Raw genomic sequence first — 25857 nt, 5'->3', positions numbered from 1 at the left:
CGCATGGCAAAGAAGCAGCCGCCCGACACGCGACCGGAGATTTACGTCAGCACCGACGTCGAGGCCGATGGCCCGATTCCGGGGCCGCATTCGATGCTGTCGTTCGCGTCGGCCGCGATGCTGGCGGACAAGACCGTGATCGGCACGTTCTCCGCCAACCTGGAAACCCTGCCGGGCGCGGCGGGGCATCCGGTGCAGATGCAGTGGTGGAAAACCCAGCCCGACGCCTGGGCGGCTTGCCGGCGCGACCTGGAGCGCCCCGAGGACGTGCTGCCCCGCTACGTCGAATGGGTAGAAAAGCTGCCGGGCAAGCCGGTGTTCATCGCGTTTCCGGCCGGGTTCGATTTCACCTGGATGTTCTGGTACATGATGCGCTTTGCCGGCCGCTCGCCGTTCGGCTGGGCCGCGCTGGACATCAAGACCCTGGGCTTCGCGCTGACCGGCCGGCCGTACCGGAAGTCGGTCAAGGCTGCCTTCCCGGCGCACTGGCACGACCCGTTGCCGCACACCCATGTGGCGCTGGACGATGCCCTGGAACAAGGCGCCCTGTTCTGCAACATGCTCGCAGAACTGCGCACGCGCGAAGCGCGTCTGGCGGCGCTTGCATCATCGCCTGATGCACTGCCTGACGCGGACGGCAGCGAAAGCGAAGCCTCACATCCATCGTCCGGCCCGGGCAAATCGGTGCGCTAGCCCACCAGCGCCGGCGGCCATCGGCGGCCGCCAGTGGCGGCAAGGGCACCACATTTGCGCGGCGTCTCCTATATTGGAAGTGTGCGGTGGCCCAGCGGGGCCACGAGAACGGCCGACCCCGATGCGCGGCGGCATGCCCAGGAGGTGTGACCATGCGTTTCCATCCAGACCTTCATCTCAAGGACCTGTCAGGCCGGCTGCATTGGCCGCATCGCTCCCACGCGCGCACCAACGTCGTTTCGCATTTCCATTCCTCAACGGAAGATGCCGAAGTCGCCAAGGCGCTGATCTATGTGAGCGCGGTCACCGCGATCGTGCTGCTGGTCGTATTGGCAGGCATCAGTTTCGGTCAGGAGGCCATGCACTGGCTGGGTGTTGAATAAACGACGACTCGCCTGAAGCGAATCGCCAACTGACCGGCCGGCCTCCCCTGGGGAGGCCGGTTCTATTTTGTGCGCCGCAACATCGTGGATCAGGCCAGCAGCGGGGCCACGTTCTCCGGCGGGCGGCCGATGACGGCGCGGCGGTTGCGCACCACCACCGGACGCTGCAGCAGGATAGGGTTGTCAGCCACGGCCGCCAGCAGTTCGGCGTCGGTCAGGCCCGAATCGGCCAGATCCAGTTCCTTGTAGACGGACTCGCCGTCGCGGATCATGTCGCGCACCGGCACGCCCAGCATCGTATGGAGCTGGCGCAGCGTGGACAGCGAGGGCGGCGACTTCAGGTATTCGACGATCTCCACCGGCTCGCCCAGCCGCTGCGCAGCGGTCTCCACCAGCGCCAGCGTTTCGCGCGACTTGGAGCAACGGGGGTTATGGTAGATCGTGATCATGGCGGCTTCCTCCTGCCCGCTTGTCGGGGCGTTCAAATATCCCGCACTATACCGCCGCGACGCGCGCATGCACCACGCTGGCGCGCCAAGGTACGGGATGTGGCGGGCATGCATCCTGCATGGGCATGACCACCCGTCTTCCAGCGGCGCCGGCACCGTGCCGGCGCTGCCCTGCACTAATTAGAGAAACCGTGTCCGCGCTGCCCGAAACCACTGCCGTGCCCGTTCGCAAGCCCTTCAGCCTGCGCGATGCCACCCCTGCCGACGTGCCCGCCATCCATGCCATCTACGCCCACCATGTGCAGCACGGGCGTGCCTCGTTCGAGGAGGTCGCGCCCACGCCCGACGACATGCGGATGCGCTTTGCCGAAGTCTTGCGCAAGGGCCTGCCCTATATCGTGGCCGAGCGCGATGGCGAAATCCTGGGGTACGCCTATGCGTCCAGCTACCGTGCCCGCAGCGCCTACCGCTTCGCGATCGAGGATTCGATCTATATCGACCACCGCCATACCGGCGAAGGCCTGGGCCGCGCGCTGCTGGCCGAGCTGATCGCGCGTTGCGAGACCGGACCGTGGCGCCAGATGGTGGCCGTGGTGGCGCTGACGTCCAGCGGCGAAGGCGCGGGCTCGGTGGCCGTGCATGAGCGCCTGGGGTTCCGCACCGTTGGCCGGCTGGAATCGGTCGGCCTCAAGCATGGCCAGTGGATCGACACCCTGCTGATGCAGCGCCCGCTAGGGGCGGGCGACGCGACGCTGCCCGACCCGGACGCCCTGCGCTAGCGGCCCGACCGCCCGACCGGCAGCGCCGGCACCACGGTGGTGCACCAGGACTGCAGCTTGTCGAAGGCCCGGGCCACGTGGTCGGGGCCGCGCGACGTACTTTCCATGCGCAGGATCTCTACCTGCTTCAGCCCGATCGTCTCCAGCACATAGGTCAGGTACGGGCTGAAAAAATCGCGCTGGCTCGCGGCATCGTCCGAGAACCGGCCACCGCACGACACCACGGCCAGCACCGGGCGATCGCGCAGCAGGCCCTGCTTGCCTTGCGGCGTCCGGGCGAACGTGCGGTCTGTCCGGACGACCAGGTCGATCCACGTCTTCAGCGATGCCGGCACCGTGAAGTTGTGCATCGGCGTGGTGATCAGCACCACGTCGGCGGCCTGCAGTTCGGCGATCAGCGTTTCCGAGAGCGCCAGCGCGGCGGGATCGGCGTCGGTGCGGCCGGCGGCCACCGCCATGTTGGCGTCGGTAAAGGCCGCGTCGATGGGCGGCAGCGGCTGGGCGCCCAGGTCGCGTTCGATCACGGTCAGTTCGCCATGTCGGGCAGCCAGTTCGGCGCGCACGAGCTGGCCCGCGCGGCGGCTGGTGGAGGCGTCGCCACGCGGGCTGACGTTCAGGTGAAGCAGGGTTGCCATGTGTTGCTCAGGTGGACCGGATCAGCCGATCGGAAAATAGAAGCGCAGGGCCCGCGCCAGCAGGCCGTTACGGTAATAGAAGCGGTGCCCCAGCACATTGGTCAGCGGGGTATCGAGCACGAGCTGGGTGCAGCCTGCGGCTTCGGTCTCGGCCTTGAGCCAGTCCATCAGTTGCCGGCCGTACCCACCGCTGCGCGCGTTGGCATCGGTGACCAGATCATCCACGTACATATGGTGGCCGACGATCAGGTTCTCGGCGAAGCGATAGCCGGCCAGGGCCACCAGGCGGCCGTCGTCCCACAGTCCGGCCAGATGGTAGCCATCGCCGGTCTGGCGGCGCCAGCGCGTGACCAGTTCGGCGGCATCGGCCAGGTGCGGGCGCAACTGGTGCATCAGCGGGAAGGCATCGGCCACCTCGGCGGCCGTTTCCAGCCGGCGGATTCCGATCTTCCCGGTGATGTGTCCGGCGGCCGCGACGGTGGTGCTCATGCCGGGCTCCGATGCGGTTCGGCGGCCGGCGGCGGAAAGTGCAGCCCGACGGCGATACGGTTCCAGGCGTTGATCGACGCAATGGTCGCGGCCAGGAACACCAGCTCCTTGTCGTCGAACGCCGCCCGGGCCCTGGCCAGCGCGGCGTCGCGGGCCGATGGATCGGTCAGCTGCGTCAGGGCCTCGGCCCAGTCCAGCGCGGCCATTTCCCGTTCGGCATAGATGCCGGCGTCACGCCAGCCGGCCAGCAGGTCGAACTTGCGCGGGTCGATGTCCAGCTTGCGCGCGATGTTCAGGTGGAACTGCAGGCAGAAGGCACAACCGTTGATCTGCGAGACGCGCAGCTTGACCAGTTCGGTCAGCGCCTTGTCCATGCCGGACGCGGTCACTGCCTTGCTGACGCCTCCCAGCGACGCGTACACGTCGGGCGCGGCCTGCGTGAAAGCCTGGAAATCCATGTCGAACTCCTTCGGGTAAGATGTCAGAGTTCGAAGATTAATGTAAGAGCTCTGACATTATGGCAAAGACCCTGCCGTCCGAAGGGAAAATCGAGGGAAAGCACCCGGCGCGACGGGACAGCCAGCCTGCCGATGCCGTGGCGATTCCGGCGCCGGGCGAAGGCAAGCGCGGCGAAAGCGGCTATCTGGCGTACCTGCTGCGGCAGGCCAGCGCGGCCAACCGGCTGCATATGGAACGCGCGCTGGCCGATCTGGGCGTGACGCTGCCGCAGTTCTTCGTGCTGACCATGCTCGGGGCCTACCCCGGCATCTCGGGTGCCGACGTGGCGCGGCTGGCGATGCTGACGCCGCAGACGGTCAGCGTGATCATGGGCAATCTGGAGAAGATGGGCGCGATCGTGCGCCAGCCCCATCCGGTGCATGGGCGCATCCAGACCATCGCGCTGTCCGATGCCGGCCGCGCGTTGCTGGCGCAGTGCAAGGTACGCGCCACCGAGGTGGACAAGCAGTTGCGTGCGGGGCTGACGCCCGACGAGGAAGCCGTGGTGCGGCGCTGGCTGGTGAGCCTGGCGGTGCCCGGTGAGGATCTGGCGGAATAGCGATACCGACCGCCCATGAAAAAAGGCCCGCCGGCAAACGCCGTACGGGCCATCATCACAACAAGGGGGTGCTACAGGGTTCTGCGTGGTTGCCGATGCCGGCGGCTCAGCCCATCAGGTCGGACAGTGCCAGCGCCACCACCTTGGTGGCGCGGTTCAGGTCGTTCAGGCGCAGGTTCTCGTCGGAGTTATGGCCACGGGCTTCCATCAGCGTGCGCGGGCCGGCGCCGTACAGCACGGTCGGGATGCCACGGCTCGTGTAGTGGCGCGCGTCGGTGTAGAGCGGCACGCCCTGCACCGGAATCTCCACGCCGAACACCGATTCGGCACGCGTCTTCAGCGCGCCGATCAGCTTGTCCACGCCCGGCAGTTCCGACAGCGGCTCGGCCAGGATGATGCGCTCGACCTTGACCTCGATGCCCGGACGATCCCTGGCGGCCTTTTCCACCACGGCGCGCAGCTCGCCTTCGGCGTCGAAGCCGATCTCTTCCGGGATCATGCGGCGGTCCACGCGGAACGTCACCAGGTCCGGCACCACGTTGGTGTTGATGCCGCCCTTGATCAGGCCGACGTTCAGCGTGGCGGTGTCGATACCCGGCACCTTGCTCTTGCGCGTGGCCAGTTCGGCGCGCAGGCCGTAGACCGCGTGCAGGATGTGCGTGGCGGCCTCGATGGCGTCCACGCCGGTGTGCGGCATGGCGGCGTGGCCCTGCTTGCCCTTGACGGTCACTTCCACGTGCAGGCAGCCGTTGTGCGCCGACGTGATGCCGTACGAAAAGCCGGCCGAGATCGCGTAGTCGGGCTTGGTCAGGCCTTGGTCGAGCAGGAATTTCGGGCCGATGTCGCCGCCGGTTTCCTCGTCGTACGTGAATTGCAGTTCCACGGTGCCGTTGATCTTCGCGCCCTGCTTCTCGGCTTCCTGCAGCGCCAGCACGGCGTAGGCGTAGGTGGCGAAGTCAGACTTCGACACGGCCACGCCGCGCCCGTACATGACCGGGCCGTGTTCGCTGTCGGCGATCTCGCCGCCGTACGGGTCCTTGGTCCAGCCCAGGCCCGGCGGCACCACGTCGCCGTGCGCGTTCATGGCGATGGTGGGGCCGCCGCTGCCGAACGTCTTGCGCACCAGCAGGTTCGTGGCGCTGATCATGCCGGCCGCCTTGACCAGTTCGTCGGGCACCTTGTGCGCTTCCACCTTGAAGCCCAGCCCTTCCAGCAGTTCCTTGGCACGCTTGCCGTGGGCCGCGCAATCGCCGGCGGGGTTGTCCGACGGCACCTTGACCAGTTCGGCCAGGAACGCTTCCTGCTGCGGACGGTGCTGGTCGATGTACTGGGTCAGCGTGGATTCGATCGGGTTCATGTTGTCTCGTGCGGTCATCTTCGTATCTCGGGAGTCTTCTGGTTGCCGGCAGGCTTATTGGGGACGGTGAAAGTGCTCGACGAAGTCCGCGAACACGCGCGCGGCGGTCTGGGCGTCTTCGGCCGTCATGGTCTCGGTGGGATGGTGGCTGATGCCGCCGTTGCCGCAGCGAACGAACAGCATGGCCACATCGGCGATGGCGGCGATGGCCATCGCGTCATGGCCGGCACCGGAGGGCAGGTGGCGCACGGGTACGCCCTGGCGCTCCACGGCGGCAGCCCATTGCGACTGCAGCCACGGCGCGCACGGCACGCTGGCGGCCTCGTGCGTCTTGCGGATCTGCGCGCGCACGTTGCGGCGCGCGCAGACACGTTCGATTTCGGCCAGCACGTCGTTGACGGCGGCCTCGCGCTCGGCGTCGATGCCGGCGCGGATGTCGATGGAAAACGTCGCGCGGCCCGGCACCACGTTGGTGGCGCCATTCGGCACGTTGAACTGGCCCACCGTGCCGACGAGGCCCGGCTTGCCGCCGCAACGCTTCTCGATGAACAGGCCGATTTCGGCGCCGGCCATCGCGGCGTCGCGGCGCATGTCCATCGGCACCGTGCCGGCGTGGCCGGCCAGGCCTTCCAGTTCGACGATAAAGCGCGTGGCGCCCGAGATCGCGGTGACCACGCCCACGGGGAGACCCTCGTTCAGCAGCACCGGACCCTGTTCGATATGCACCTCGACAAAGGCCAGCACGCGGCTGCGATCGTGGCGGGCGGCGGGCAGCTGGTCGGGTTCGAAGCCGGCGGCGCGCATCACTTCGCGCATGGTCTTGCCGGAGTCGTCCACGTTGTCGAGCACGTTGGTGTCGAACGTGCCGGCGATGGCGCGGCTGCCCAGCAGCGTGGCCTTGAAGCGCACGCCCTCTTCCTCGGCAAACCCGACCACTTCCAGCGCGAACGGAAAGCGCCTGCCCTGGCGGTTCCACTCGGCCACGCAGGCAATCGGCAGGATCACGCCCAGGTTGCCGTCGAAGCGGCCGGCGTCGCGCACGGTGTCGAAGTGCGAGCCGGTCAGCAGCGCCGGGGCATTGGGTTCGGTGCCTTCGTAGCGGCCGATCACGTTGCCGGCGGCGTCGCGGCGCACGGTCATGCCGGCCGCCTGCATCCATTCGGTCAGCTGCGCGGCAGCGCCGTGGTGGGCGTCGGTCAGGTAGGTGCGGGTGAGCAGTCCGGGCTGATCGGTATGGACGGCCAGGCTGTCGGCCCAGGCCATGATGCGGGTGCCGGTGTCAGCGGACAACGGCGTAGGGGTTGCTGCCATGTGCGTGTCTCTCCTGCTTGGTGCCTGAGCCCGGTTCAAGGATGCCTGGCAATCCTGCCAGTCCGGGCGGGCGCCCGGGACCGTGCTCTCTATTCTGTGCGATTCATGTTAGCACAGTGAATTCAAAAATTGCATACAAAAATGATATGCACTATATTGGCTTCCACGCACCGACAATCCGCCGCGGACAATCCGGTCCGGACAAGTGGATGGCGTGGATTCCGCCTCAACAGGGGGGCTTTCCGCGTGGGGCAAGGGCGGGCGGGCCGATTGGCCCCCGGTCCTTCCCGCAGTGCAACCATCCCGGCGTCGGCAGGCATGTGACGGCGGGCACCCCTGAACCAGATCAGGGCAGGCCGATGGCAACCGATGCGCCACGGACCCGCCCGGCACGGAGACAACAAATGCAGCATGCCGTACCCACGCAGCGCGCCGCAGGCCGCCTGCACACGCGCTTCACCCGTTCGTTGTTTGGCCAGGTACTGATTGCCCTGGCGCTCGGCACCCTGCTGGGCCTCGCCTTTCCCGAATTCGCCGCCAAGCTCAAGCCCCTGGGCGACGGCTTCATCAAGCTGATCAAGATGCTGATCGGCCCGGTGGTCTTCTGCGTGGTGGTGGCCGGCATCTGCGGCGCCGGCGAGCTCAAGAAGGTAGGCCGCGTGGGCATCAAGGCGGTGGTCTACTTCGAGATCGTCACGACCATCGCACTGGCGCTGGGCATCGTGCTGGCCTACGTGTTCCAGCCGGGCACCGGCATGAACGTGAACCCGCGCAGCCTCGATATCTCGGCCATGGCGGCCTACATCGAATCGGCCGACAAGGTGAAGAGCGCCGGCACGGTGGACTTCCTGATGAAGCTGATTCCGAACACGATCATGGGCGCGTTCACCAGCGGCGACGTGCTGCAGGTGCTGCTGGTGTCGGTGCTGTTCGGCTGCGCGCTGTCGGTGGTGGGCGAACCGGGCAAGCCGCTGGTGCGGATGATCGACAACTTCTCGGCCACGCTGTTCAAGATGATGGGCTTCATCATCAAGCTGGCGCCGCTGGGCGTGCTGGGCGCCGTGGCCTTCACGGTGGGCAAGTACGGCATCGGGTCGCTCAAGCAGCTGGGCTTCCTGGTGATCCTGTTCTACGGCGCCGTGGTGGTCTTCGTGCTGGGGGTGCTGGGCCTGATCCTGCGCCTGTGCGGCTTCTCGGTGCTGAAGCTGATCCGCTACCTGCGCGCCGAACTGCTGGTGGTGCTTGGCACGGCGTCGTCGGACAGCGTGCTGCCGCAGGTCATGAAGAAGCTCGAATTCATGGGCATCAAGAAGTCGGTGGTAGGCCTGGTGATTCCGACCGGCTATTCGTTCAACCTGGACGCGTTCTCGATCTACCTGACGCTGGCAGCCGTGTTCATCGCGCAGGCCACCAATACGCCGCTGGCGCTGGGCGACCTGCTCGGCATCCTGGCCGTGGCGCTGGTCACGTCCAAGGGCGCGCACGGCATTCCGGGGTCGGCCATCGTGATCCTGGCGGCCACGCTGTCGGCCCATCCGGCCATCCCCGCCATCGGCCTGGTGCTGGTGCTGTCGGTGGACTGGTTCATCGGCATCGCCCGCGCCGTGGGCAACCTGATCGGCAACTGCGTGGCGACCGTGGTGGTGGCCGCCTGGGAACGCGATATCGACCGCGAACGCGCCCACGGCGTGCTCAACGGGACCATCCCGGCCAGCGAACTGGACGAAGGACTGTCGGCGCTGGTGGACAGCGTCGGGGAAGTCCCTGTGCCGGCGCCGCTGCCCGGGGCGGCGTCGGGGCGGTAGAATCGCGCCATCCCAGTCAACGCGCAGGTCCGGCAAGAGACGCGCACACCATGCCCGAGCACATCGATCCAGACATGACCGCCGAGGCGATTGCCGACGATATCGTCGCGGCCATCGTCTCGCACCGGCTGCCGCCCGGCACCAAGCTGCGCGAGGAAGCCCTGGCCAGCGTCTACCGTGTCAGCCGTACCAAGGTGCGCGCGGCGCTGCTGATGCTGTCCAAGGACAAGGTCATCCAGATCGTGCCAGACAAGGGTGCGTTCGTGGCCAAGCCCAGCGCCGAAGAGGCGCGCGAGGTCTTTGCCGTGCGCCGCATCCTGGAGGCCGCACTGGCGCGCGAATTCGTGGCCCGTGCCACGCCGGCCGACTACAAGCGCATCGAAAAGCATCTGGCCGCCGAACGCAAGTCGCTGGCCGGCAACGATGCGCAGACGCGCACGCGCCTGCTGGGCGATTTCCACATCGTGCTGGCGGAAGTGGCGGGCAACAATGTGCTGACGGAAATCATGCGCGAGCTGTCGATGCGCAGCGCGGTCATCACCATGCTCTACCAGAGCCGGCGCGATGCCACGTGCTCGTCGGACGAGCACCGGGCGTTCATCGAGGCCGCCCGCGCAGGCGACGCCGACCGGGCCGTGGCGCTGATGGTGGAGCACCTGAATCACGTCGAAAGCGCGCTGCACTTCGAGGAAGTACCGGCCGCCGCACGGGGCAAGGATCTGGTCGCCGCGCTGCTGGCGTAGGACAGTGCATCTGGCTTGATCGCCATCAAGGACGAGGACGGGATGGGAGGCGCATCATTCCTCTCGCCATGAAGTTGCGGGGGCGCACTTCATGAGCTCTCCCCGTCCTTCGCAAGAAGGGCTGCCCGCAGACCGCAATGGCTGCGGGCTTTTTCTTTTGGGCTGCCCTTCCGGCATCGCTGCTGTCTCCGCTGTTTCCCCGGTCTTCCCCTTCCTTCCCGCCCGATCCCTCCTCAGGCCGACTGCCGCTGGGCGGCATCGGTCCAGCTGCTGCCGCGCTCGGTCCAGTAGCCCGGTTTGGCGAATGCCTGCTTCAGGTGTTCGATGAAGAAACGGATCTTGGCCGGCACCGGCCGCTGTTGCGGGTACACCGCCAGGATGTCGTAGTCGGGCAGCGCGAATTCATCGAGCACGGTGATCAGCTCGCCGCTTTCGAGCTGCGGCAGGATTTCCCATGTCGAGCGCCATCCCAGCCCCAGGCTCTCGCCGGTCCAGCGGTGCAGCAGTTCGCCGTCATTGCAGTCGAGGTTGCCGCGCACCCGCACGGTCACGGTCTTGCCGTTCTGCTGGAAGTACCAGCCGCGCTGCTGCCCGCCCTGCAGGTTGAACGCCAGGCAGTTGTGCTTTTCCAGGTCTTCCAGCGTATGTGGCACGCCATGCCGGGCGAAGTAGGCCGGGGTGCCGCACACCACGCGCTTGTTGGTGGCCAGCTTGATCGCCACGAAGTTCGGGTCGATGGCGCCGCCGATGCGGATGCCCAGGTCGTAGCCCTCGCGCACGAGGTCCACCACACGGTCGGTCAGGTTGAACGAGATCTGGACTTCGGGATTGGCCGACAGGAACGCTGGCGCATGCGGCGCCACGTGCTTGCGGCCAAAGGCGGCCGGCGCCGACACGATCAGGTGGCCGGTGGCCTTGTGCTTGCCCTCGGCGATCAGCATCTCGGCGCGATCCAGATCCGACAGCGCCTTCTTGCACTGCTCCATGAACGCCGCGCCCTGCTCTGTCACCACGATGCGCCGGGTGGACCGATGCAGCAGCTTCACGCCGATGCGCGCTTCCAGCGCGTTGATGCGCCGGCCGATCATGACCGGCGTCACGTTCTGCGTGAGCGCCGCGGCGGCCATGCTGCCGTGTTCCACCACGGCGATGAATGCTTCGATTTGTTTGAGTTTGTCCATAACGCCATTTGTCTCCTGCCGACACATTGTGAGGCATGGACGCCATGGTGCGCATCCCCGCACAGCGATGCCGTGCATCCGTCGCACGCCATGCAGGGCGCCGAAGATGGCGCCTGGACGCGGCTGGACGTACCGCGCCTGGCTAGCGGCCCAGCTTTTCGTTGATCTCGGCGGCCTCGCCCAGCACGTGGGCCAGGCGTCGCAGTGGCGCGCTGCATTGCAGCTGCGCGAACAGCGCCAGCGCGCCGCCGCCGACCAGCACCACGGCGTAGAGCGCCACCACCGACGGGCCATGGCCCGGGGCCATGACCGCCAGGCCATCGGCCAGCACGACGGCGGCCGGCACCAGCGCCACGATCATCGCCACCGTGCGCGCGCCGCCTTCCCACAGCCGCGCCTGCAGCAGCACGCGCCGCTGCCGCGCGCGCAGTTGCAGCACCGGAATGCGGCCCAGGCGCAGCAGCAGCGCGTTCTCGACTTCGCTTTGGGCATCGACGCGGCGGCTCAGCCAGCGCAGCAGATGACGCAGTGCATCACGGCCGGCCAGCAGCCGCGACAGCCACGCGCCGGCATAGCACGCCCCGCTGACGGCCAGCAGCACGTGGAACGCCTGCGGCAGCCAGCCCGGCGGCGCCTGCACCAGTACCTGGTGCCACCAGACCAGCGCCCCGCCGGCCACCAGCGTCGGCACCAGCGCCAGGACGAAGGCGGCCCACAGGACCATAGGCAGCCGGCCGTCGGGCGATTTTTCGGCCGGCGCCGTCTGCAACGCTTCCATCAGTTCGTAGGTGCTCGGCAGCCGCGTGTACATGGCGAAACAGGGCAATTCCAAACCCGCTATTTTGACCCGGGCCCCGTTGCCGCCGATAGGGGAAAACCGTGGCAAATCCCCCCAACCCCACGTATCGGGGGGTGCGGTGTAGCCGTCCGCACGTGTCTCTGAAAATGCACATTTCCCGGCCGGTTGCTGCGGCATTCCTTACGCCAGGTATCGAATCAACTGATCGCCCTTCTGTTTATCCGCCCCCCTCCGCGGGCATAAAGTCAACGCCAGAACGAAATCCCAACCATTGTTTTTGAGCGTACTGGAGAGAGACATGCCGAAGATGAGAGCAGTCGACGCGGCCATTGCCGTGCTGGAAAAGGAAGGCATCACCACCGCGTTCGGCGTGCCCGGCGCCGCCATCAACCCGTTCTACTCGGCCATGCGCAAGGCAGGGTCGATCCGCCACCTGCTGGCCCGCCACGTGGAAGGCGCCTCGCACATGGCCGAAGGCTACACCCGTGCCGAACCCGGCAACATCGGCGTCTGCGTCGGCACGTCGGGCCCCGCCGGCACCGACATGATCACGGGCCTGTACTCGGCCTGGGCCGATTCGATCCCCATCCTCTGCATCACGGGTCAGGCGCCGCGCGCCCGCCTGTACAAGGAAGACTTCCAGGCCGTCGATATCGAATCGATCGCCAAGCCGGTGACCAAGTGGGCCGTCACCGTGCGTGAGCCGGCGCTGGTGCCGCAGGTGTTCCAGCAGGCGTTCCACCTGATGCGCTCGGGCCGCCCGGGTCCGGTGCTGATCGACCTGCCGTTCGACGTGCAGGTGGCCGAGATCGAATTCGATCCGGAAACGTACCAGCCGCTGCAGCCGTACAAGCCGGCCGCCTCGCGCGCCCAGATCGAGAAAGCCATCTCGATGCTGAACCAGGCCGAGCGTCCGCTGATCGTCTGCGGGGGTGGCGTGATCAACGCCAACGCCGACGAACTGCTGGTCGAGTTTGCCGAACTGGTCAACGTGCCGGTCGTGCCGACCCTGATGGGCTGGGGCGTGCTGGCCGACGACCACCCGCTGCAGGCCGGCATGGTGGGCCTGCAGACGTCGCACCGCTATGGCAATGCCACGCTGCTGGCATCGGACTTCGTGATGGGCATCGGCAACCGCTGGGCCAACCGCCACACCGGCAGCGTCGATGTGTACACGAAGGGCCGCAAGTTCGTGCACGTCGATATCGAGCCCACCCAGATCGGCCGCGTGTTCGGCCCGGACCTCGGCATCGTGTCCGACGCAAAGGCCGCACTGGAGCTGTTCGTGGAAGTGGCGCGCGAAATGAAGATGGCCGGCCGCCTGCCATGCCGCAAGGCCTGGGTGGCCGACGTGCAGAAGCGCCGCCGCACCATGAAGCGCAAGAGCGACTTCGACAACGTGCCGGTCAAGCCGCAGCGCGTGTACCGCGAGATGAACCAGTACTTCCCGCGCGACGTGCGCTACGTGACCACGATCGGCCTGTCGCAGATCGCCGCCGCGCAGTTCCTGTCGGTGAACCAGCCGCGCCACTGGATCAACTGCGGCCAGGCCGGCCCGCTGGGCTGGACCATTCCGGCCGCCATCGGCGTGAAGACCGCGTCGCCGAACTCGGACATCGTGGCCATCTCCGGCGACTACGACTTCCAGTTCATGATCGAGGAACTGGCCGTGGCCGCCCAGTTCAAGGTGCCGTACATCCACGTGGTGGTGAACAACTCGTACCTGGGCCTGATCCGCCAGGCGCAGCGCAACTTCGAGATGGACTACTGCGTGCAGCTGGCCTTCGACAACGTCAACGCGCCCGAACTGGAAGGCTACGGCGTGGACCACGTCAAGGTCGTGGAAGGCCTGGGCTGCAAGGCGATCCGCGTGTTCAAGCCCGAGGACATCGCCCCGGCCTTTGCCGAAGCGCGCGACCTGATGGCCGAGTTCTCGGTGCCGGTCGTCGTGGAGGTGATCCTGGAGCGCGTGACCAACATCGCCATGGGCACCGAGATCGACAACATCAACGAGTTCGAGCCGATCGAAGACCTGGAAGACGCGGAAGAAGCGATCCTGGCCGAAGAGACCGTCACCGCGTAAGTCCCCAGGGCAACACGCCGCCGGCACCAGCCGTTTCAGCAGTACGCCCACCGCCCCGCTCCACCGGGGCGGCCGGGCCACCGCTTTTTCCCAACACCGAGAGAGACATCACAATGCCAAAGCTCGCAGCCAACCTGACGATGCTGTTCAACGAAGTGGGCTTCCTGGACCGCTTCGAGGCCGCCGCCCGCGCCGGATTCCGTGGCGTGGAGTTCCTGTTCCCGTACGCGTTCCACGCCGACCAGATCGCCGACCGCCTGAGCCGCTTCCAGCTGGACCTGGTGCTGCACAACCTGCCGGCCGGCAAGTGGGATGCCGGCGAGCGCGGCATCGCCTGCCACCCGGACCGCGTGGGCGAGTTCCAGGACGGCGTGGGCGAAGCCATCAAGTACGCCAAGGCGCTGGGCGTGCGGCAGCTGAACTGCCTGGTGGGCATCCTGCCGCAGAACGTCAAGCGCGAGCAGGCCAACGAGACGCTGGTCGAGAACCTGCGCTTTGCCGCCAACGCGCTGGCCAGGGAGCAGATCGACCTGCTGGTCGAGCCGATCAACACGTTCGACATTCCCGGCTTCTTCCTGTCGCGCACGCAGCAGGCCATCGACCTGATCGGCCAGGTCAACGCGCCCAACCTCTACGTGCAGTACGACATCTATCACATGCAGCGCATGGAGGGCGAGATCGCCAACACGATCCGCGCCAACCTGCCGAAGATCCGCCACGTGCAGCTGGCCGACAACCCGGGCCGCAACGAACCGGGCACCGGCGAGCTGAACTACCCCTACCTGTTCCGCTTCCTCGACGAGATCGGCTACCAGGGCTGGATCGGCTGCGAGTACAAGCCGAAGACCACGACCGAAGCCGGCCTGGGCTGGCGCGCCGCGCACGGCGTCTGAAGTACGGAATGTCCGCTCGTTTTGGCTCCCTCTCCCGCAAGGCGGGAGAGGGCGGGGGGAGAGGGCATAGAGGCTCTACGAAGCGAATTCGGTGTTCCTGGCGCCGAACCCTCTCCCCCAACCCCTCTCCCGCTTGCGGGAGAGGGGAGCAAAGACCTACAGAATTTTTTTACTTACTGGAGACAAACATGGCAAACCAACGCAACGTCGGCTTTATCGGCCTGGGCATCATGGGCGCGCCCATGGCGGGCCATCTGCGCGCCGCCGGCCACACACTGTTCGTGCATGACGTGAACCCGGCCCCGCAGGCCCTGGTCGATGCCGGCGTCACCGTCTGCACCAGCGCCGAGGAAGTGGCCAAGCGTGCCGACATCGTGATCGTCATGGTGCCGGACACCCCGCACGTGGAAGCCGTGCTGTTCGCCGAAAAGGGCATCGCCGCCGCGTTCAAGGCCGCCGGCAAGGAAGCCACCTACGGCAAGATCGTGGTCGACATGAGCTCGATTTCGCCCATCGCCACCAAGGACTTTGCCGCGCGCATCAACAAGCTCGGCGCTTCGTACCTGGACGCCCCCGTGTCGGGCGGCGAAGTCGGTGCCAAGGCTGCCTCGCTGACGATCATGGTGGGCGGCCCGTCGGAAGCGTTCGACGAGGTCAAGCCGCTGTTCGAGCTGATGGGCAAGAACATCACGCTGGTGGGCGGCAACGGCGACGGCCAGACCACCAAGGTGGCCAACCAGATCATCGTGGCGCTGAACATCCAGGCCGTGTCCGAGGCCCTGCTGTTCGCCTCCAAGGCCGGCGCCGATCCGGCCAAGGTGCGCCAGGCGTTGATGGGCGGCTTTGCGGCATCGCGGATTCTTGAAGTTCATGGCGAGCGCATGGTCAAGCGTACGTTCGATCCGGGCTTCCGCATCGAACTGCACCAGAAGGACCTGAACCTGGCCCTGCAGGGTGCCAAGACGCTGGGCGTGTCGCTGCCGAACACGTCGGCCGCGCAGGAGCTGTTCAATGCGTGCGCCGCCAATGGCTACGGCAAGCTCGACCACTCGGCGCTGTGCCGTGCGATCGAGATCATGTCGAATCACGAAATCGCCAAAGCCGCGAAGTAAATGCAATAGCAGTATTGCAATCGCCTTCGCGTGAAGGCGATTGCATCGTTTTTCCCAAGATTCCTCAGGATTCGCATGTTCGCCACCGACGCCAACGCCGCCCTGCTTTCGCCCCAGCGGCAGACCGACTATCGCAACCCTGCCCAGGCCCGCGCGTTGCTGCGCGACCTGTTCGATACGGCAGTGGCCGCCGTGAGTGCCAGCCACTGCCTGCCGCCGCACCTGCCGCCACCGCCGAAGGGCCGCACCGTGGTGATCGGCGCGGGCAAGGCCGCCGCGGCGATGGCGCAGACGGTGGACGCGCACTGGCAAGGCGACCTGTCGGGGCTGGTGGTGACGCGCTACGACCATGGCGCCGATTGCCACCGTATCGAAGTGGTCGAGGCCGCCCATCCGGTGCCCGATGCAGCGGGCCAGCAGGCCGCCCAGCGCATGGTGGAACTGGTGCAGGGTCTGACAGCCGATGACCTCGTACTTTGCCTAATTTCTGGTGGCGGCTCGGCACTGCTGGCCGCGCCCGCGCCCGGCATCACACTGGCCGACAAGCAGGCCGTGAACAAGGCGCTGCTGCGTAGCGGCGCCAGCATCGGCGAGATGAACTGCGTGCGCAAGCACCTGTCCGCGCTCAAGGGCGGACGCCTGGCCCTGGCCTGCGCACCGGCCCGTGTGGAGACGCTGCTGATTTCCGATATTCCCGGCGACGATCCGACGCTGATCGCCAGCGGCCCGACGCTGCCCGACGCCACCACGTGCGCCGACGCGCTGGCGGTCATTGCCAAGTACGACATCGACGTACCGGCCAACGTGCGTGCGCACCTGGAGTCCGGCGCCGGTGAAACGCCCAAGCCCGGCGATGCCCGCTTCGCCGGGCACCGCAGCGTCACGCTGGCCAGCGCGCAGCAGTCGCTGGAAGCGGCCGCCGCCCGTGCCCGCGAACTGGGCCTGACCGCGCACATCCTGTCGGACAGCATCGAGGGCGAGGCCCGCGACGTGGCCGAAGTGCATGCCGCCATCGCGCGCCAGATCGTCGCGCATGGGCAGCCGTTCCAGAAGCCGTGCGTGATCCTGTCCGGCGGCGAGACCACGGTCACCGTGCGCGGCAACGGCCGGGGCGGCCGCAACGCGGAATTCCTGCTGTCGCTGGCGGTGGCACTCGACGGCCTGCCCGGTGTGCACGCGATGGCGGCCGACACCGACGGCATCGACGGTTCCGAGGACAACGCCGGTGCGCTGCTGGGCCCCGACACGCTGACGCGTGCCGCGTCGCGTGGCCTGTCGGCCCGCGCGCACCTGGACAACAACGACGGCTACGGCTTCTTTGCCGGACTCGACGATCTGGTCGTCACCGGCCCCACCCGTACCAACGTCAACGATTTCCGCGCGATCCTGATCGTTTGAGATCGCGAGCTGCAGCATAAAAGAGGATGGAGAAGGAGACTTTCATGAGACGCCAGCGCAAAGCCAAGATCGTGGCCACCCTGGGCCCGGCCAGCTCGGACATCGCGGTGATCCGCCAGCTGTTCGATGCCGGAGCCGACGTGTTCCGCCTGAACTTCAGCCACGGCACGCACGATGACCACCGGGCCCGCTACGACGCCGTGCGGCAGGTGGAGGCCGAGACGGGCCGCCCCATCGCGATCCTGGCCGACCTGCAGGGCCCCAAGCTGCGCATCGGCACCTTTGCCGTGGGCAAGGTGGCCGTGCGCGCCGGCGACACGTTCGTGCTGGACAGCGACCCCACGCCCGGCGACGCGACGCGCGTCTACCTGCCGCACCCGGAGCTGTTCAAGGCGGCCAGCGAGGGCCAGTCGCTGCTGATCGACGATGGCAAGGTGCGCCTGAACATCGAGGCGGTGTCCAGCGGCAGCATCGCCACGCGGGTGGCCAACAACGGCACGCTGTCCGACCGCAAGGGCGTGAACGTGCCCGACGCCGTGATCCCGATTCCCGCGCTCACGGACAAGGACCGCCGCGATCTGGCATTTGCGCTGGAACTGGGCGCCGACTGGATCGCGCTGTCGTTCGTGCAACGGCCGTCGGACATCGTCGAGGCGCGCGAGATCATCGGCACGCGTGCCGGCGTGCTGTCGAAGATCGAGAAGCCGGCCGCGCTGCAGCAGCTCGACGAGATCGTACGCGTGTCCGATTCCGTCATGGTGGCCCGTGGCGACCTGGGCGTGGAACTGCCGCCCGAGCGCGTGCCCGGCGTGCAGAAGCGCATCCTGCGCATCTGCCGCCAGCTGGGAAAGCCGGTGGTGATCGCCACGCAGATGCTGGAGTCGATGATCGATTCGCCGGTGCCCACGCGCGCCGAAGCGTCGGACGTGGCCAGTGCCATCTACGACGGCGCCGATGCGGTGATGCTGTCGGCCGAGTCGGCCAACGGCCGCCATCCGGTGCCGGCCGTGTCGATGATGGACCGCATCATCACCGAGGTGGAGCGCGATCCGCTGTACCGCAACATGATCGACGCCCAGCACGAGGTGCCGCTTTCCACGCGCCAGGACGCGATCTGCGCCGCGCTGCGCGAGGTCACGCATATCATCGGCGCCAAGGCCACGGTGACGTACACGTCGTCGGGCGCCACCGCGCTGCGCGCCGCCCGCGAGCGGCCGTGCGCGCCGATCGTCAGCATCACGCCGAACCTGGATATCGCTCGCCGGCTAGCCATCACCTGGGGCGTGCATTCGACGGTGAGCCCGGACGTGCAGAGCGTGGACGAGATGGTCGAAGCCGCGGCCCGCGCCGCGCTGGTGGAAGGCTATGCCGCACCGGGCGACCAGATCACGATTGCGGCCGGCATGCCGTTCGGCCAGGGCGGCACGACCAACCTGCTGCGCGTGGCCGAGGTCGGCACGGAGGTGGCTGCGCTGGATATCAGCAAGGCGCCCGCCACGGCCACCGCCTGACGACTGCCTCACACACCGCCGGTTTCCCTTGCGTCGGACGGGCTGACCCCCCGTTCACCCGCCGCCCGCGCCAATCCTCAGCCCGATTGGCGTGGGCGGCGCTCTTTTTTACGCATCGCGATGCGCGCGGGGCATCCTTGCGTGTGTGCCTGGGGCGCCGGAGCCGGTGGCATAGCCGTTGCTATACTCCATTGGCATAACAGACCCCCGGAGCGTAACAACATGCGTCTCGATGACGAAGCCGAAAGCCAGAATGTGGAAGACCGCCGTGGTGGAGGTGGCGGATTCGGCATCGGCGGCAAATCGATCGGCATCGGCACGATCATCGTCGCGCTGGCCGCGTCGTACTTCTTCGGCATCGACCCCAGGCTGATCCTGCAGGGCGGCTCGGCGCTGCAGCAGCAACAGCAGGAGGCACCGCAATCGCAGTCGCACCGGCCGCCGGCCACCGACCAGCTTTCGGTGTTCACGCGCAAGGTGCTGGGCAGTACCGAGCGCACGTGGGAACACATCTTCGAGACCGACCTGAACCGCCGCTATGCGCCGCCGACGCTGGTGATGTTCACAGGCGCCACGCCTACCGCCTGCGGCACGGGCCAGTCGGCCATGGGGCCGTTCTATTGCCCCGCCGACCAGAAGGTCTATATCGACCTGTCGTTCTATAACGAACTGCGCCAGCGGTTCGGCGCGGGCGGCGACTTCGCCCAGGCCTACGTGATTGCCCACGAAGTTGGCCATCACGTACAGAATCTGCTCGGCGTGTCGAACAAGGTGGACGCCGCGCGGCGTCGCATGAACGAGGCGCAGGCCAATCAGCTGTCGGTGCGCATGGAACTGCAGGCCGACTGCCTGGCCGGCGTGTGGGCCGCCACGGCGGGCAAGCTCAACCAGCAGCTGATCGAGCCCGGCGATATCGAACAGGGTCTGAAAGCCGCGGCCGCCATCGGCGACGACCGCCTGCAGAAGCAGTCGCAGGGCTATGTGGTGCCCGAGGCGTTCACGCACGGCACCAGCGAACAGCGCGTGCGCTGGCTGCGCCAGGGCCTGACGACCGGCGACATCCGCAAGTGCGACACCTTCGCGCAGCGGCAACTCTGACGGTACTTCGGAAAAATCAGGAAAGAACTACGGGAAGAAATGCGACAACGGCGGCGGGCGGGGGAAAAATCACCTGCGCGACTTCAGAGAGAAGGAGGAGGTCGGCCGCGCAGGTGGGAGAGAAACCGGAAATCAGAATCGGCGGCCCGGAGGTGACCCGGGGCCGCCGATTTGCGTTCTGGCGGGCTGGCAGGTCATCAGACCTTGTAGCCGTACAGATCGCCGTTGCGCGAGTTGTCCAGCGCGGAGGCGGAAATCTCGCCGCTGAAGCTGCGCGCGCCTTCGCCGAAGCTGTCGAACTTGCCCTGGCGGGCGCCGTCCGTGTAGCTGTCGAACTTGCGTTGGCCGTCGGTGAAGAAATCGTACTTGCCGATCTTCGAGCCTTCACTGTACGTGTCGAACTTGCCTTGGCGCGCGGCATCGGCATACACGTCGAACTTTCCGACCTTCTTGGTCGTGGCGGGCGCGGCAAAAGCGGCCGACGCCGCCAACGTGGCAAGCACAAGAGCGCCGCCAAGGATACGTTTGGCGTTCATCTGGGACTCCTTCAACTGATTCACAACTTTTTTATGGATACAGCTGACTACTGCCCGGACGCGCCATCTGTGTAGCGATGCGAGCACGGACTGAAGGTTAGTGGCTAGCACTTCCACGAGAAACACCGCTGCGACGAATGGTGCGTTGCTCGCCGTGAAACGCCGGGTCTGTGGATGAACGGTAGGGGTCGGCGACCGGATGGCGGCCAGGAGGGGTATTCCGCAGTACGGAACTGGCCACCTACCGTGCGGTACGCGCGCGGGCAGGCGGCGCGCGCCGCGGGACGTCTGGCGTCACGCAGCGCGGGCGTGGGTTCAGAGCGTGTACTGGCCGCTGGCCTCGGGTTGGAACGCGATGCTGACAATGGTCACGCGCTGCGCGCCGCCGTTAGGCAGGCGATAGTCCACGGTCTTGCCGGCGCGGGCGCCGAGCAGGGCCTGGCCGATTGGCGACAGCACCGACAGGCGGCCCGCCGCCAGGTCGGCGTCGTCGGGATAAGCCAGTGTCCACTCACGCGGCGCGGCTTCACCTTCCAGCGTGCAGACGACGCGCGAATTCATCGTCACGACATCCTTGGGAATGGCATCGGGCGACACGATGGCCGCGCGGGCCAGCAGGTCGTCGAGCATCTCGTCCAGTTCGGCCGTGCCGGCACGGCTGGCGATGCCCTCCAGGCGGGTCACGTCGAGTTCGGTCAGGTAGAGGGTCGGGTTCTTGGTCTTTGCCATGGCAGTGCCTCTCGCAAAAGCGGCGGCCGCGCGTCGGGATGAAACCCGGCGCTGGCGGCAGCCGTGGAAATGTCGGTCGGGCCGGCGCGCAACAGGCGCCAGCGGCGTTACAGCGGATTCGCGTGGTGGCTCGGGCCCGGTTCGGCACCGGACCCTTGCTGCTCAGGAGTGGGGTCGGTCAGGCCGGGAACCGGGCAGGATCAAGCGGGGCGTTGATCCGGCGGGTGGCGGTGATGGGCTGTGCCACCATGCGCGCGCGCGCCGGTCGCATGGTGCGAACCAGGACAAGGGCGGCGGACGGAAGGTGGCGAGACATCGTAGGAAATTTCTGAGAAAAAGAGCGTCTCTGGGACGCGAACGGCCATGCTAGCACAGCCGTCGCGACATGGCCGATGAGAAACATCCCTGCTCTGGCGGGGATGGGTTCGCGTGGACTGCCCGGCAGTTCAGTGTCGCGCAGGCGCGGGATGGCACTCGCAGCCTGCCCCTTCGGCGGCTTGCTGCAGGTTCTGGAGGATGCCGCACTCGCTGGCCGGATGCGGGTGCGGGTTCTCGCAGGTATGGCGCAGCGTACGGAGCTGCGCCTCCAGTGCCTCAAGCGCCACACGTTGCGCGTGGATCTGGTCGATCTGGCGATCCAGCAACGTGTTGATATCGTCACATGCGAGCGACGGATTGCGCTGGAAGTCGCGCAGCCGGCGGACGTCGGCCAGGCTCATGCCCAGCGAGCGGCAGTGCCGCACGAAATTCAGCTGCACCAGATGACCGTCGCCATAGCGGCGGTAGCCATTGTCTTCGCGCTGCGGGGCATCGAGCAGCCCTTCGCGTTCGTAATACCGGATGGTTTCCACGTCGCAGCCGCTATGGCGCGACAGTTCGCCGATGCGCATGGCTTAAATCTCCGAACTGGGATCGATGGTCCACCCTGTAGCCATTACAGGGTTTCCCATAGTGTAGACCTGTCGCGCCGGGCTTGCAGTGCCGGGCCGCGCTGGCGCGGCAAATCGGGTGCCCTGCGGCCGGCGCGCCATCCTGTAGAATCGACGCCATCGTTTCCTGTCTCGCGCGTCACCCGCCCCCGTGCATCCGCTTCGCCTCCTGATGATGATCGTGCTGCTTGCCTTCCTGCCGCTGCAGGCGTGGGCCGGCATTGGCATGTCCACGGCAGGCCCCGGCATGCAGGCGCCGCACGCGGCCGTCATGGCGCCAGGCAACGTGGCGGTGGCCGCCGACCCGGCTGAGGCTTCCCAGCCATCTGCCACACCGGTTTCGTCCGATTCCTCGCTGCCTGCCGATAGTGCAGAGCCGACGCCGCCCGGCGCCGACTTTGCCGAACAGTTGCTGCCCGCGCCGCTGCCGCGCGTGGTGACATCGGCGGCGCGCGGCGCCGTGCCGCGCTACGCGGCCGGCCCGTTGCCCGATCCCGACCTGCCCCGGCTGCCGCGCCCGCCGCGCGGCTGATCCCGCTTTCGCGCGGCCGACATGTGCCGCGCTGACCCTTGTCGCATGGCACGCCCGATGCGTGCCGTGCGCGCCTACGGCCTGTCCGCGTCCTTACCTGCACTGCCCCACAACCATGAAACGCATTTTCCTGTTCCTGGCGACCAACATCGCCGTCATGCTCGTCCTCAGCATCACCGCCAGCCTGCTGGGCGTGAACCGCTTCCTGACGTCCAACGGCCTGAACCTTGGCATGCTGCTGGCCTTTGCCGCGCTGATGGGCTTTGGCGGCTCGTTCATCTCGCTGCTGATGTCCAAGACCATCGCCAAGTGGTCCACCGGTGCCCAGGTCATCACCCATCCGAGCACCGGCACCGAGCTCTGGCTGGTACAGACCGTCCAGAAGCTGGCCACGCGCGCCGGCCTGCCGATGCCCGAGGTGGCCATCTACGAAGGCGAGCCCAACGCCTTTGCCACGGGCGCGTCGAAGAACAGTTCGCTGGTGGCCGTATCCACGGGCCTGCTGCAATCGATGTCGCGTGACGAGGTGGAGGCCGTGCTGGCGCACGAAGTGGCCCACATCGCCAATGGCGACATGGTCACGCTGACGCTGATCCAGGGCGTGGTGAACACGTTCGTGATCTTCATGGCGCGCGTGGTCGGCTACTTTGTCGACTCGTGGCTGCGCCGCAATGACGAGGAGTCCAGCGGCCCCGGCATCGGCTACATGATCACGGTGGTGGTCTGCGAGATCGTGTTCGGCATCCTGGCCAGCATCATCGTGGCGGCCTTCTCGCGGCATCGCGAGTACCGCGCCGACGCCGGCGCGGCGGGCCTGATGGGCACGCCCGTGCCGATGGTGGGCGCGCTGCGCCGCCTGGGCGGCCTGGACGCCGACGGCCTGCCGCAGAACATGCAGGCCATGGGCATTTCGGGCGGCAAGTCGTGGCTGGCGCTGTTCTCCAGCCATCCGCCGATCGAATCGCGTATCGCCGCGCTGCAGAACGCCCGCTGATGCGGGTACGGCCGGCGGCGTGGCCCGTACCGCTACGCCGCCAGCCCGTCTTCCCCCGCCGCCGCGTCAGACCGGAACGCCGCCCGGTAGCGTTCGGGCGTGGTCTGCACATGGCGCAGGAATGCCTGCCGCATGACATCGGCGTTGCCGAACCCCGTGGCGTGGGCGATCGTTTCCAGCCGGCGGTCACTGCCTTCCAGCAGCCGCCGCACGGCTTCCACGCGCAGCCGCTCCACATAGCGCGCTGGCGTTTCTCCTACCTGCTTGACGAAAACCCGGGCAAAGTTGCGGGGGCTCATGGCCGCCTGCTCGGCCAGCACGCCCACCGACAGGTCGCGGCCGAGGTTGTCGGCGATCCACGTCTGCAGCGCGCGCAGCTCCGGGCTTTGCGCGGCCTGCGCGCGCAGCACGGTGGAAAACTGCGCCTGGCTGCCGGGGCGACGCAGGAACATCACCAGTTCGCGCGCCACTTCCAGCGACACCGCGTGGCCCAGGTCTTCCTCGACCAGCGCCAGCGACAAGTCCATGCCTGCCGTGACGCCGGCCGACGTGTAGAAGCGTCCGGCGCGAATCCAGATCGGATCGGCATCGACGGTCAGTTCGGGGTGACGCTGCGCCAGCCGTTCGGCATGGCGCCAATGCGTGGTCACGCGCTGGCCGTCGAGCAGCCCGGTGCGGCACAGCGCGAAGGCGCCCGTGCACACGGCACCCATGCGCCGCACCGAGCCGGCCTGCTCGCGCAGCCAGCCGATCAGCCGCGCGTCATCGGCCGCGGCGCGCGAACCCGCGCCGCCGGAGATCAGCAGCGTATCGATGGGCTTGCCGATCCGCCCGGCGATCCGGTGGTACGGCGCCTCGGCCAGCAGCCGCAGCCCGCATTCGGTATGCACGATGGCATCGTCGCTGACACTGGCCACGTGCACCTCGTACGCCGGCTGGTCGCGGCCGCACAGCTTGTTGGCCGTGCTGAAGACTGCCGTGGGCCCGGTAACGTCAAGTTCCTGCGACGGATCTGGCGCGACGATCACCACCACGCGCGGCGGGTCTGGGACGAGATGCATGATGGGTTGCGGGATGGATGAGTGACGGGCTGGCGCTCACGTTGCCACTTGCGTTGCCACGATCATACTGCCGCGGCCACCGCCGCCGCCCGTTCCCGGCGCTGCCACGCCAGCGTCACCGCCAGCGCAATGCCCAGCGCGGGCAGCACCGCCAGGTTCACGCCCTGCCAGCCCCAGACGGTCAGCACCTGACCCGCCGCGAGCGTGGCCGCCGCCGTCAGCACGGCCGACGAAAACTCGCTGGCCGACTGCGTGCGCGCCCGTTCGCTGGGCCGGTAGCTGCCAGCCAGCAGCGTCGTGCCGCCCACCGACATGAAATTCCAGCCCATGCCCAGGCACAGCAGCGCCACGTAGAACGCCACCAGCGACGTCGAGCACAGCGCCACCACCGCAGCCAGCGCGGACAGCGCGATGCCAGCCACCAGCATCACCGGGTTGCCAAACCGCTGCAGCAGCCATCCCGAGAAGAACGACGGTGCGTACATGCCCACCAGGTGCCATTCGATGATCTGCGCGCCCTGCGCGATCGTGTGGTTGCAGGCGATGGCGGCAATGGGCGTGGCCGTCATCACGAACATCATCACCGCGTTGCCGATGCCGTTATTGGCAAACGACGCCAGGAACACGGGCTGCCGGACGATCTCGCCCAGCGGGCGCGCGGGCCGGGCGTCGGCAGCGGCGGCGGCCAGGGCGGCCGGCGATTCGCGGTACGCCAGCATCAGCAGCATCACGGTCAGCGCCCCGAAGGCCGCCACCACGGCGTAGGAGCCGGCAAACGGCGTCGGCATCATCATGTCGGCACTCCACGCCGCGATGGCCGGGCCGCACACGGCGGCCACCACACCGCCGGTCAGCACCACCGAGATCACGCGCGGCTTTTCCGGCAACGGTGCGGCGTCGGCGGCGGCCAGCCGGTAGAAGCGGGCAAACGACTGGAATACGCCAACCAGGGCCGTACCGGCACAGAACAGCCAGAAGTCATGGCGCCAGATTGCCGCCACCGACACCCATCCGCCCAGCATGCAGGCCACGCCGCCCAGGCAGAACGCGAAGCGGCGTCCGAATCGTTCGATCACGAATGGCACGCCCAGGGCCGTGGCCGCGCCCGCCACGGTAATCAGCGCGAACGGCAGCGTGGCCAGCGCCTTGGCGGGCGCGAGCGTGTAGCCGACCAGCCCGGTCAGCGTCAGGTCGACAGATATGGCGGACGTGAACAGCGCCTGGCACAGCGCCAGCACGCGCGCCTGGCGCATCGCGGGGGAAGCCATCGGGGGTCTCCGGATTCTGGAATGGGGATGGA

General features: G+C 67.4%; 27 protein-coding genes. 14 read left to right on the top strand and 13 right to left on the bottom strand.

Features of this window, described 5'->3' with window-relative positions; genetic code table 11:
- The first annotated feature begins 3 nt into the window (after window positions 1-3).
- Together AC3FJ6_RS10580 and AC3FJ6_RS10575 are read left to right on the top strand one after the other, a co-directional pair.
- On the top strand, window positions 4-693 hold the full coding sequence (locus AC3FJ6_RS10580) for a 3'-5' exonuclease family protein (protein WP_488771800.1): 690 nt from the start codon (window positions 4-6) through the stop codon (window positions 691-693).
- Window positions 694-845: 152 nt separating this feature from the next.
- On the top strand, window positions 846-1076 hold the full coding sequence (locus AC3FJ6_RS10575; RefSeq protein WP_153946391.1) for a hypothetical protein: 231 nt from the start codon (window positions 846-848) through the stop codon (window positions 1074-1076).
- 89 nt (window positions 1077-1165) lie between these two features.
- On the opposite strand, the gene arsC is transcribed toward AC3FJ6_RS10575, so the two are convergent.
- On the bottom strand, window positions 1166-1525 hold the full coding sequence (arsC, locus tag AC3FJ6_RS10570; RefSeq protein ID WP_153946390.1) for an arsenate reductase (glutaredoxin): 360 nt from the start codon (window positions 1523-1525) through the stop codon (window positions 1166-1168).
- 191 nt (window positions 1526-1716) lie between these two features.
- Between arsC and AC3FJ6_RS10565 the strand changes: the two genes are divergently transcribed.
- Complete coding sequence (locus AC3FJ6_RS10565) at window positions 1717-2304, top strand: GNAT family N-acetyltransferase (protein WP_488771798.1); 588 nt, start codon at window positions 1717-1719, stop codon at window positions 2302-2304.
- On the opposite strand, the gene AC3FJ6_RS10560 is transcribed toward AC3FJ6_RS10565, so the two are convergent.
- Genes AC3FJ6_RS10560 through AC3FJ6_RS10550 form a run of 3 tightly spaced genes read right to left on the bottom strand, consistent with a single transcriptional unit; the run spans window position 2301 to window position 3886 of the window.
- Window positions 2301-2939, bottom strand: a complete 639-nt coding sequence (locus AC3FJ6_RS10560; protein ID WP_488771797.1) for an FMN-dependent NADH-azoreductase — start codon at window positions 2937-2939, stop codon at window positions 2301-2303. The genes AC3FJ6_RS10565 and AC3FJ6_RS10560 overlap by 4 nt on opposite strands.
- 21 nt (window positions 2940-2960) lie before the next feature.
- Window positions 2961-3428 carry a GNAT family N-acetyltransferase gene (locus AC3FJ6_RS10555; protein ID WP_488771796.1) on the bottom strand — a complete coding sequence of 156 codons (468 nt, stop codon included), beginning with the start codon at window positions 3426-3428 and terminating at the stop codon, window positions 2961-2963.
- Window positions 3425-3886 (bottom strand): carboxymuconolactone decarboxylase family protein, encoded by a 462-nt coding sequence (locus AC3FJ6_RS10550; protein WP_488771794.1) that lies wholly within the window; start codon window positions 3884-3886, stop codon window positions 3425-3427. The genes AC3FJ6_RS10555 and AC3FJ6_RS10550 overlap by 4 nt, the downstream gene beginning before the upstream one ends.
- 59 nt (window positions 3887-3945) lie before the next feature.
- Here AC3FJ6_RS10550 and AC3FJ6_RS10545 point away from each other — a divergent pair, with 59 nt between their 5' ends.
- Window positions 3946-4485, top strand: coding sequence for a MarR family winged helix-turn-helix transcriptional regulator (locus AC3FJ6_RS10545; RefSeq protein WP_488771792.1), 540 nt, complete (start codon window positions 3946-3948; stop codon window positions 4483-4485).
- A gap of 106 nt (window positions 4486-4591) precedes the next feature.
- Here the strand turns inward: AC3FJ6_RS10545 and AC3FJ6_RS10540 are convergent, their stop codons facing one another.
- Window positions 4592-5860 carry a M20/M25/M40 family metallo-hydrolase gene (locus AC3FJ6_RS10540; RefSeq protein WP_488771791.1) on the bottom strand — a complete coding sequence of 423 codons (1269 nt, stop codon included), beginning with the start codon at window positions 5858-5860 and terminating at the stop codon, window positions 4592-4594.
- Between the two features lie 36 nt (window positions 5861-5896).
- The gene (locus tag AC3FJ6_RS10535; protein ID WP_488771790.1) at window positions 5897-7153 is read right to left on the bottom strand and encodes an allantoate amidohydrolase; all 1257 of its coding nucleotides are present in this window, start codon (window positions 7151-7153) and stop codon (window positions 5897-5899) included.
- 404 nt (window positions 7154-7557) lie between these two features.
- Here AC3FJ6_RS10535 and AC3FJ6_RS10530 point away from each other — a divergent pair, with 404 nt between their 5' ends.
- Complete coding sequence (locus AC3FJ6_RS10530) at window positions 7558-8958, top strand: C4-dicarboxylate transporter DctA (RefSeq protein ID WP_400392482.1); 1401 nt, start codon at window positions 7558-7560, stop codon at window positions 8956-8958.
- A 50-nt stretch (window positions 8959-9008) separates the two neighbouring features.
- Window positions 9009-9701 carry a GntR family transcriptional regulator gene (locus AC3FJ6_RS10525; protein WP_400392479.1) on the top strand — a complete coding sequence of 231 codons (693 nt, stop codon included), beginning with the start codon at window positions 9009-9011 and terminating at the stop codon, window positions 9699-9701.
- A 233-nt stretch (window positions 9702-9934) separates the two neighbouring features.
- Here the strand turns inward: AC3FJ6_RS10525 and AC3FJ6_RS10520 are convergent, their stop codons facing one another.
- Window positions 9935-10882, bottom strand: coding sequence for a LysR family transcriptional regulator (locus AC3FJ6_RS10520; RefSeq protein WP_092602304.1), 948 nt, complete (start codon window positions 10880-10882; stop codon window positions 9935-9937).
- Between the two features lie 142 nt (window positions 10883-11024).
- Window positions 11025-11693, bottom strand: coding sequence for a hypothetical protein (locus AC3FJ6_RS10515; protein ID WP_488771789.1), 669 nt, complete (start codon window positions 11691-11693; stop codon window positions 11025-11027).
- Between the two features lie 286 nt (window positions 11694-11979).
- Between AC3FJ6_RS10515 and gcl the strand changes: the two genes are divergently transcribed.
- The 6 genes from gcl to ypfJ all read left to right on the top strand — a co-directional run bounded on the left by gcl (window position 11980) and on the right by ypfJ (window position 19776).
- Entirely contained in the window at window positions 11980-13764 is a 1785-nt protein-coding gene (gene gcl / locus AC3FJ6_RS10510; RefSeq protein ID WP_400392470.1) for a glyoxylate carboligase, read from the top strand.
- A 113-nt stretch (window positions 13765-13877) separates the two neighbouring features.
- Window positions 13878-14657 (top strand): hydroxypyruvate isomerase, encoded by a 780-nt coding sequence (hyi, locus tag AC3FJ6_RS10505; RefSeq protein WP_488771788.1) that lies wholly within the window; start codon window positions 13878-13880, stop codon window positions 14655-14657.
- Window positions 14658-14845: 188 nt separating this feature from the next.
- On the top strand, window positions 14846-15769 hold the full coding sequence (locus AC3FJ6_RS10500) for a 2-hydroxy-3-oxopropionate reductase (RefSeq protein WP_092602296.1): 924 nt from the start codon (window positions 14846-14848) through the stop codon (window positions 15767-15769).
- Window positions 15770-15844: 75 nt separating this feature from the next.
- Complete coding sequence (locus AC3FJ6_RS10495) at window positions 15845-17167, top strand: glycerate kinase type-2 family protein (protein WP_488771787.1); 1323 nt, start codon at window positions 15845-15847, stop codon at window positions 17165-17167.
- Between the two features lie 44 nt (window positions 17168-17211).
- Window positions 17212-18678, top strand: a complete 1467-nt coding sequence (gene pyk / locus AC3FJ6_RS10490; protein WP_488771786.1) for a pyruvate kinase — start codon at window positions 17212-17214, stop codon at window positions 18676-18678.
- 222 nt (window positions 18679-18900) lie between these two features.
- A complete protein-coding gene (gene ypfJ / locus AC3FJ6_RS10485; protein ID WP_400395965.1) occupies window positions 18901-19776 on the top strand; it encodes a KPN_02809 family neutral zinc metallopeptidase in 876 nt (291 codons plus the stop codon).
- A gap of 197 nt (window positions 19777-19973) precedes the next feature.
- Here the strand turns inward: ypfJ and AC3FJ6_RS10480 are convergent, their stop codons facing one another.
- The 3 genes from AC3FJ6_RS10480 to AC3FJ6_RS10470 all read right to left on the bottom strand — a co-directional run bounded on the left by AC3FJ6_RS10480 (window position 19974) and on the right by AC3FJ6_RS10470 (window position 21931).
- The gene (locus tag AC3FJ6_RS10480; protein ID WP_488771784.1) at window positions 19974-20312 is read right to left on the bottom strand and encodes a hypothetical protein; all 339 of its coding nucleotides are present in this window, start codon (window positions 20310-20312) and stop codon (window positions 19974-19976) included.
- A gap of 315 nt (window positions 20313-20627) precedes the next feature.
- A complete protein-coding gene (gene rnk / locus AC3FJ6_RS10475) occupies window positions 20628-21041 on the bottom strand; it encodes a nucleoside diphosphate kinase regulator (protein ID WP_153946373.1) in 414 nt (137 codons plus the stop codon).
- Between the two features lie 446 nt (window positions 21042-21487).
- Window positions 21488-21931, bottom strand: a complete 444-nt coding sequence (locus tag AC3FJ6_RS10470) for a Cd(II)/Pb(II)-responsive transcriptional regulator (protein ID WP_153946372.1) — start codon at window positions 21929-21931, stop codon at window positions 21488-21490.
- 190 nt (window positions 21932-22121) lie between these two features.
- On the opposite strand from AC3FJ6_RS10470, the gene AC3FJ6_RS10465 reads away from it, so the two are divergent.
- Window positions 22122-22502 (top strand): hypothetical protein, encoded by a 381-nt coding sequence (locus tag AC3FJ6_RS10465; RefSeq protein WP_488771783.1) that lies wholly within the window; start codon window positions 22122-22124, stop codon window positions 22500-22502.
- Window positions 22503-22617: 115 nt separating this feature from the next.
- Window positions 22618-23496 carry a protease HtpX gene (htpX, locus tag AC3FJ6_RS10460; RefSeq protein ID WP_488771782.1) on the top strand — a complete coding sequence of 293 codons (879 nt, stop codon included), beginning with the start codon at window positions 22618-22620 and terminating at the stop codon, window positions 23494-23496.
- A 32-nt stretch (window positions 23497-23528) separates the two neighbouring features.
- Here the strand turns inward: htpX and AC3FJ6_RS10455 are convergent, their stop codons facing one another.
- Both AC3FJ6_RS10455 and AC3FJ6_RS10450 read right to left on the bottom strand, forming a co-directional pair.
- The gene (locus AC3FJ6_RS10455; protein WP_488771781.1) at window positions 23529-24557 is read right to left on the bottom strand and encodes a GlxA family transcriptional regulator; all 1029 of its coding nucleotides are present in this window, start codon (window positions 24555-24557) and stop codon (window positions 23529-23531) included.
- Between the two features lie 62 nt (window positions 24558-24619).
- Window positions 24620-25825: an MFS transporter gene (locus tag AC3FJ6_RS10450; protein WP_488771780.1), complete on the bottom strand. Its 1206-nt coding sequence runs from the start codon at window positions 25823-25825 to the stop codon at window positions 24620-24622.
- Window positions 25826-25857: the final 32 nt, after the last annotated feature.

Source organism: Cupriavidus sp. 94F1 (genome assembly GCF_057798875.1).
Note: the sequence above shows the minus strand (reverse complement) of the source record. Positions and strands in the feature narration are given on the sequence as shown.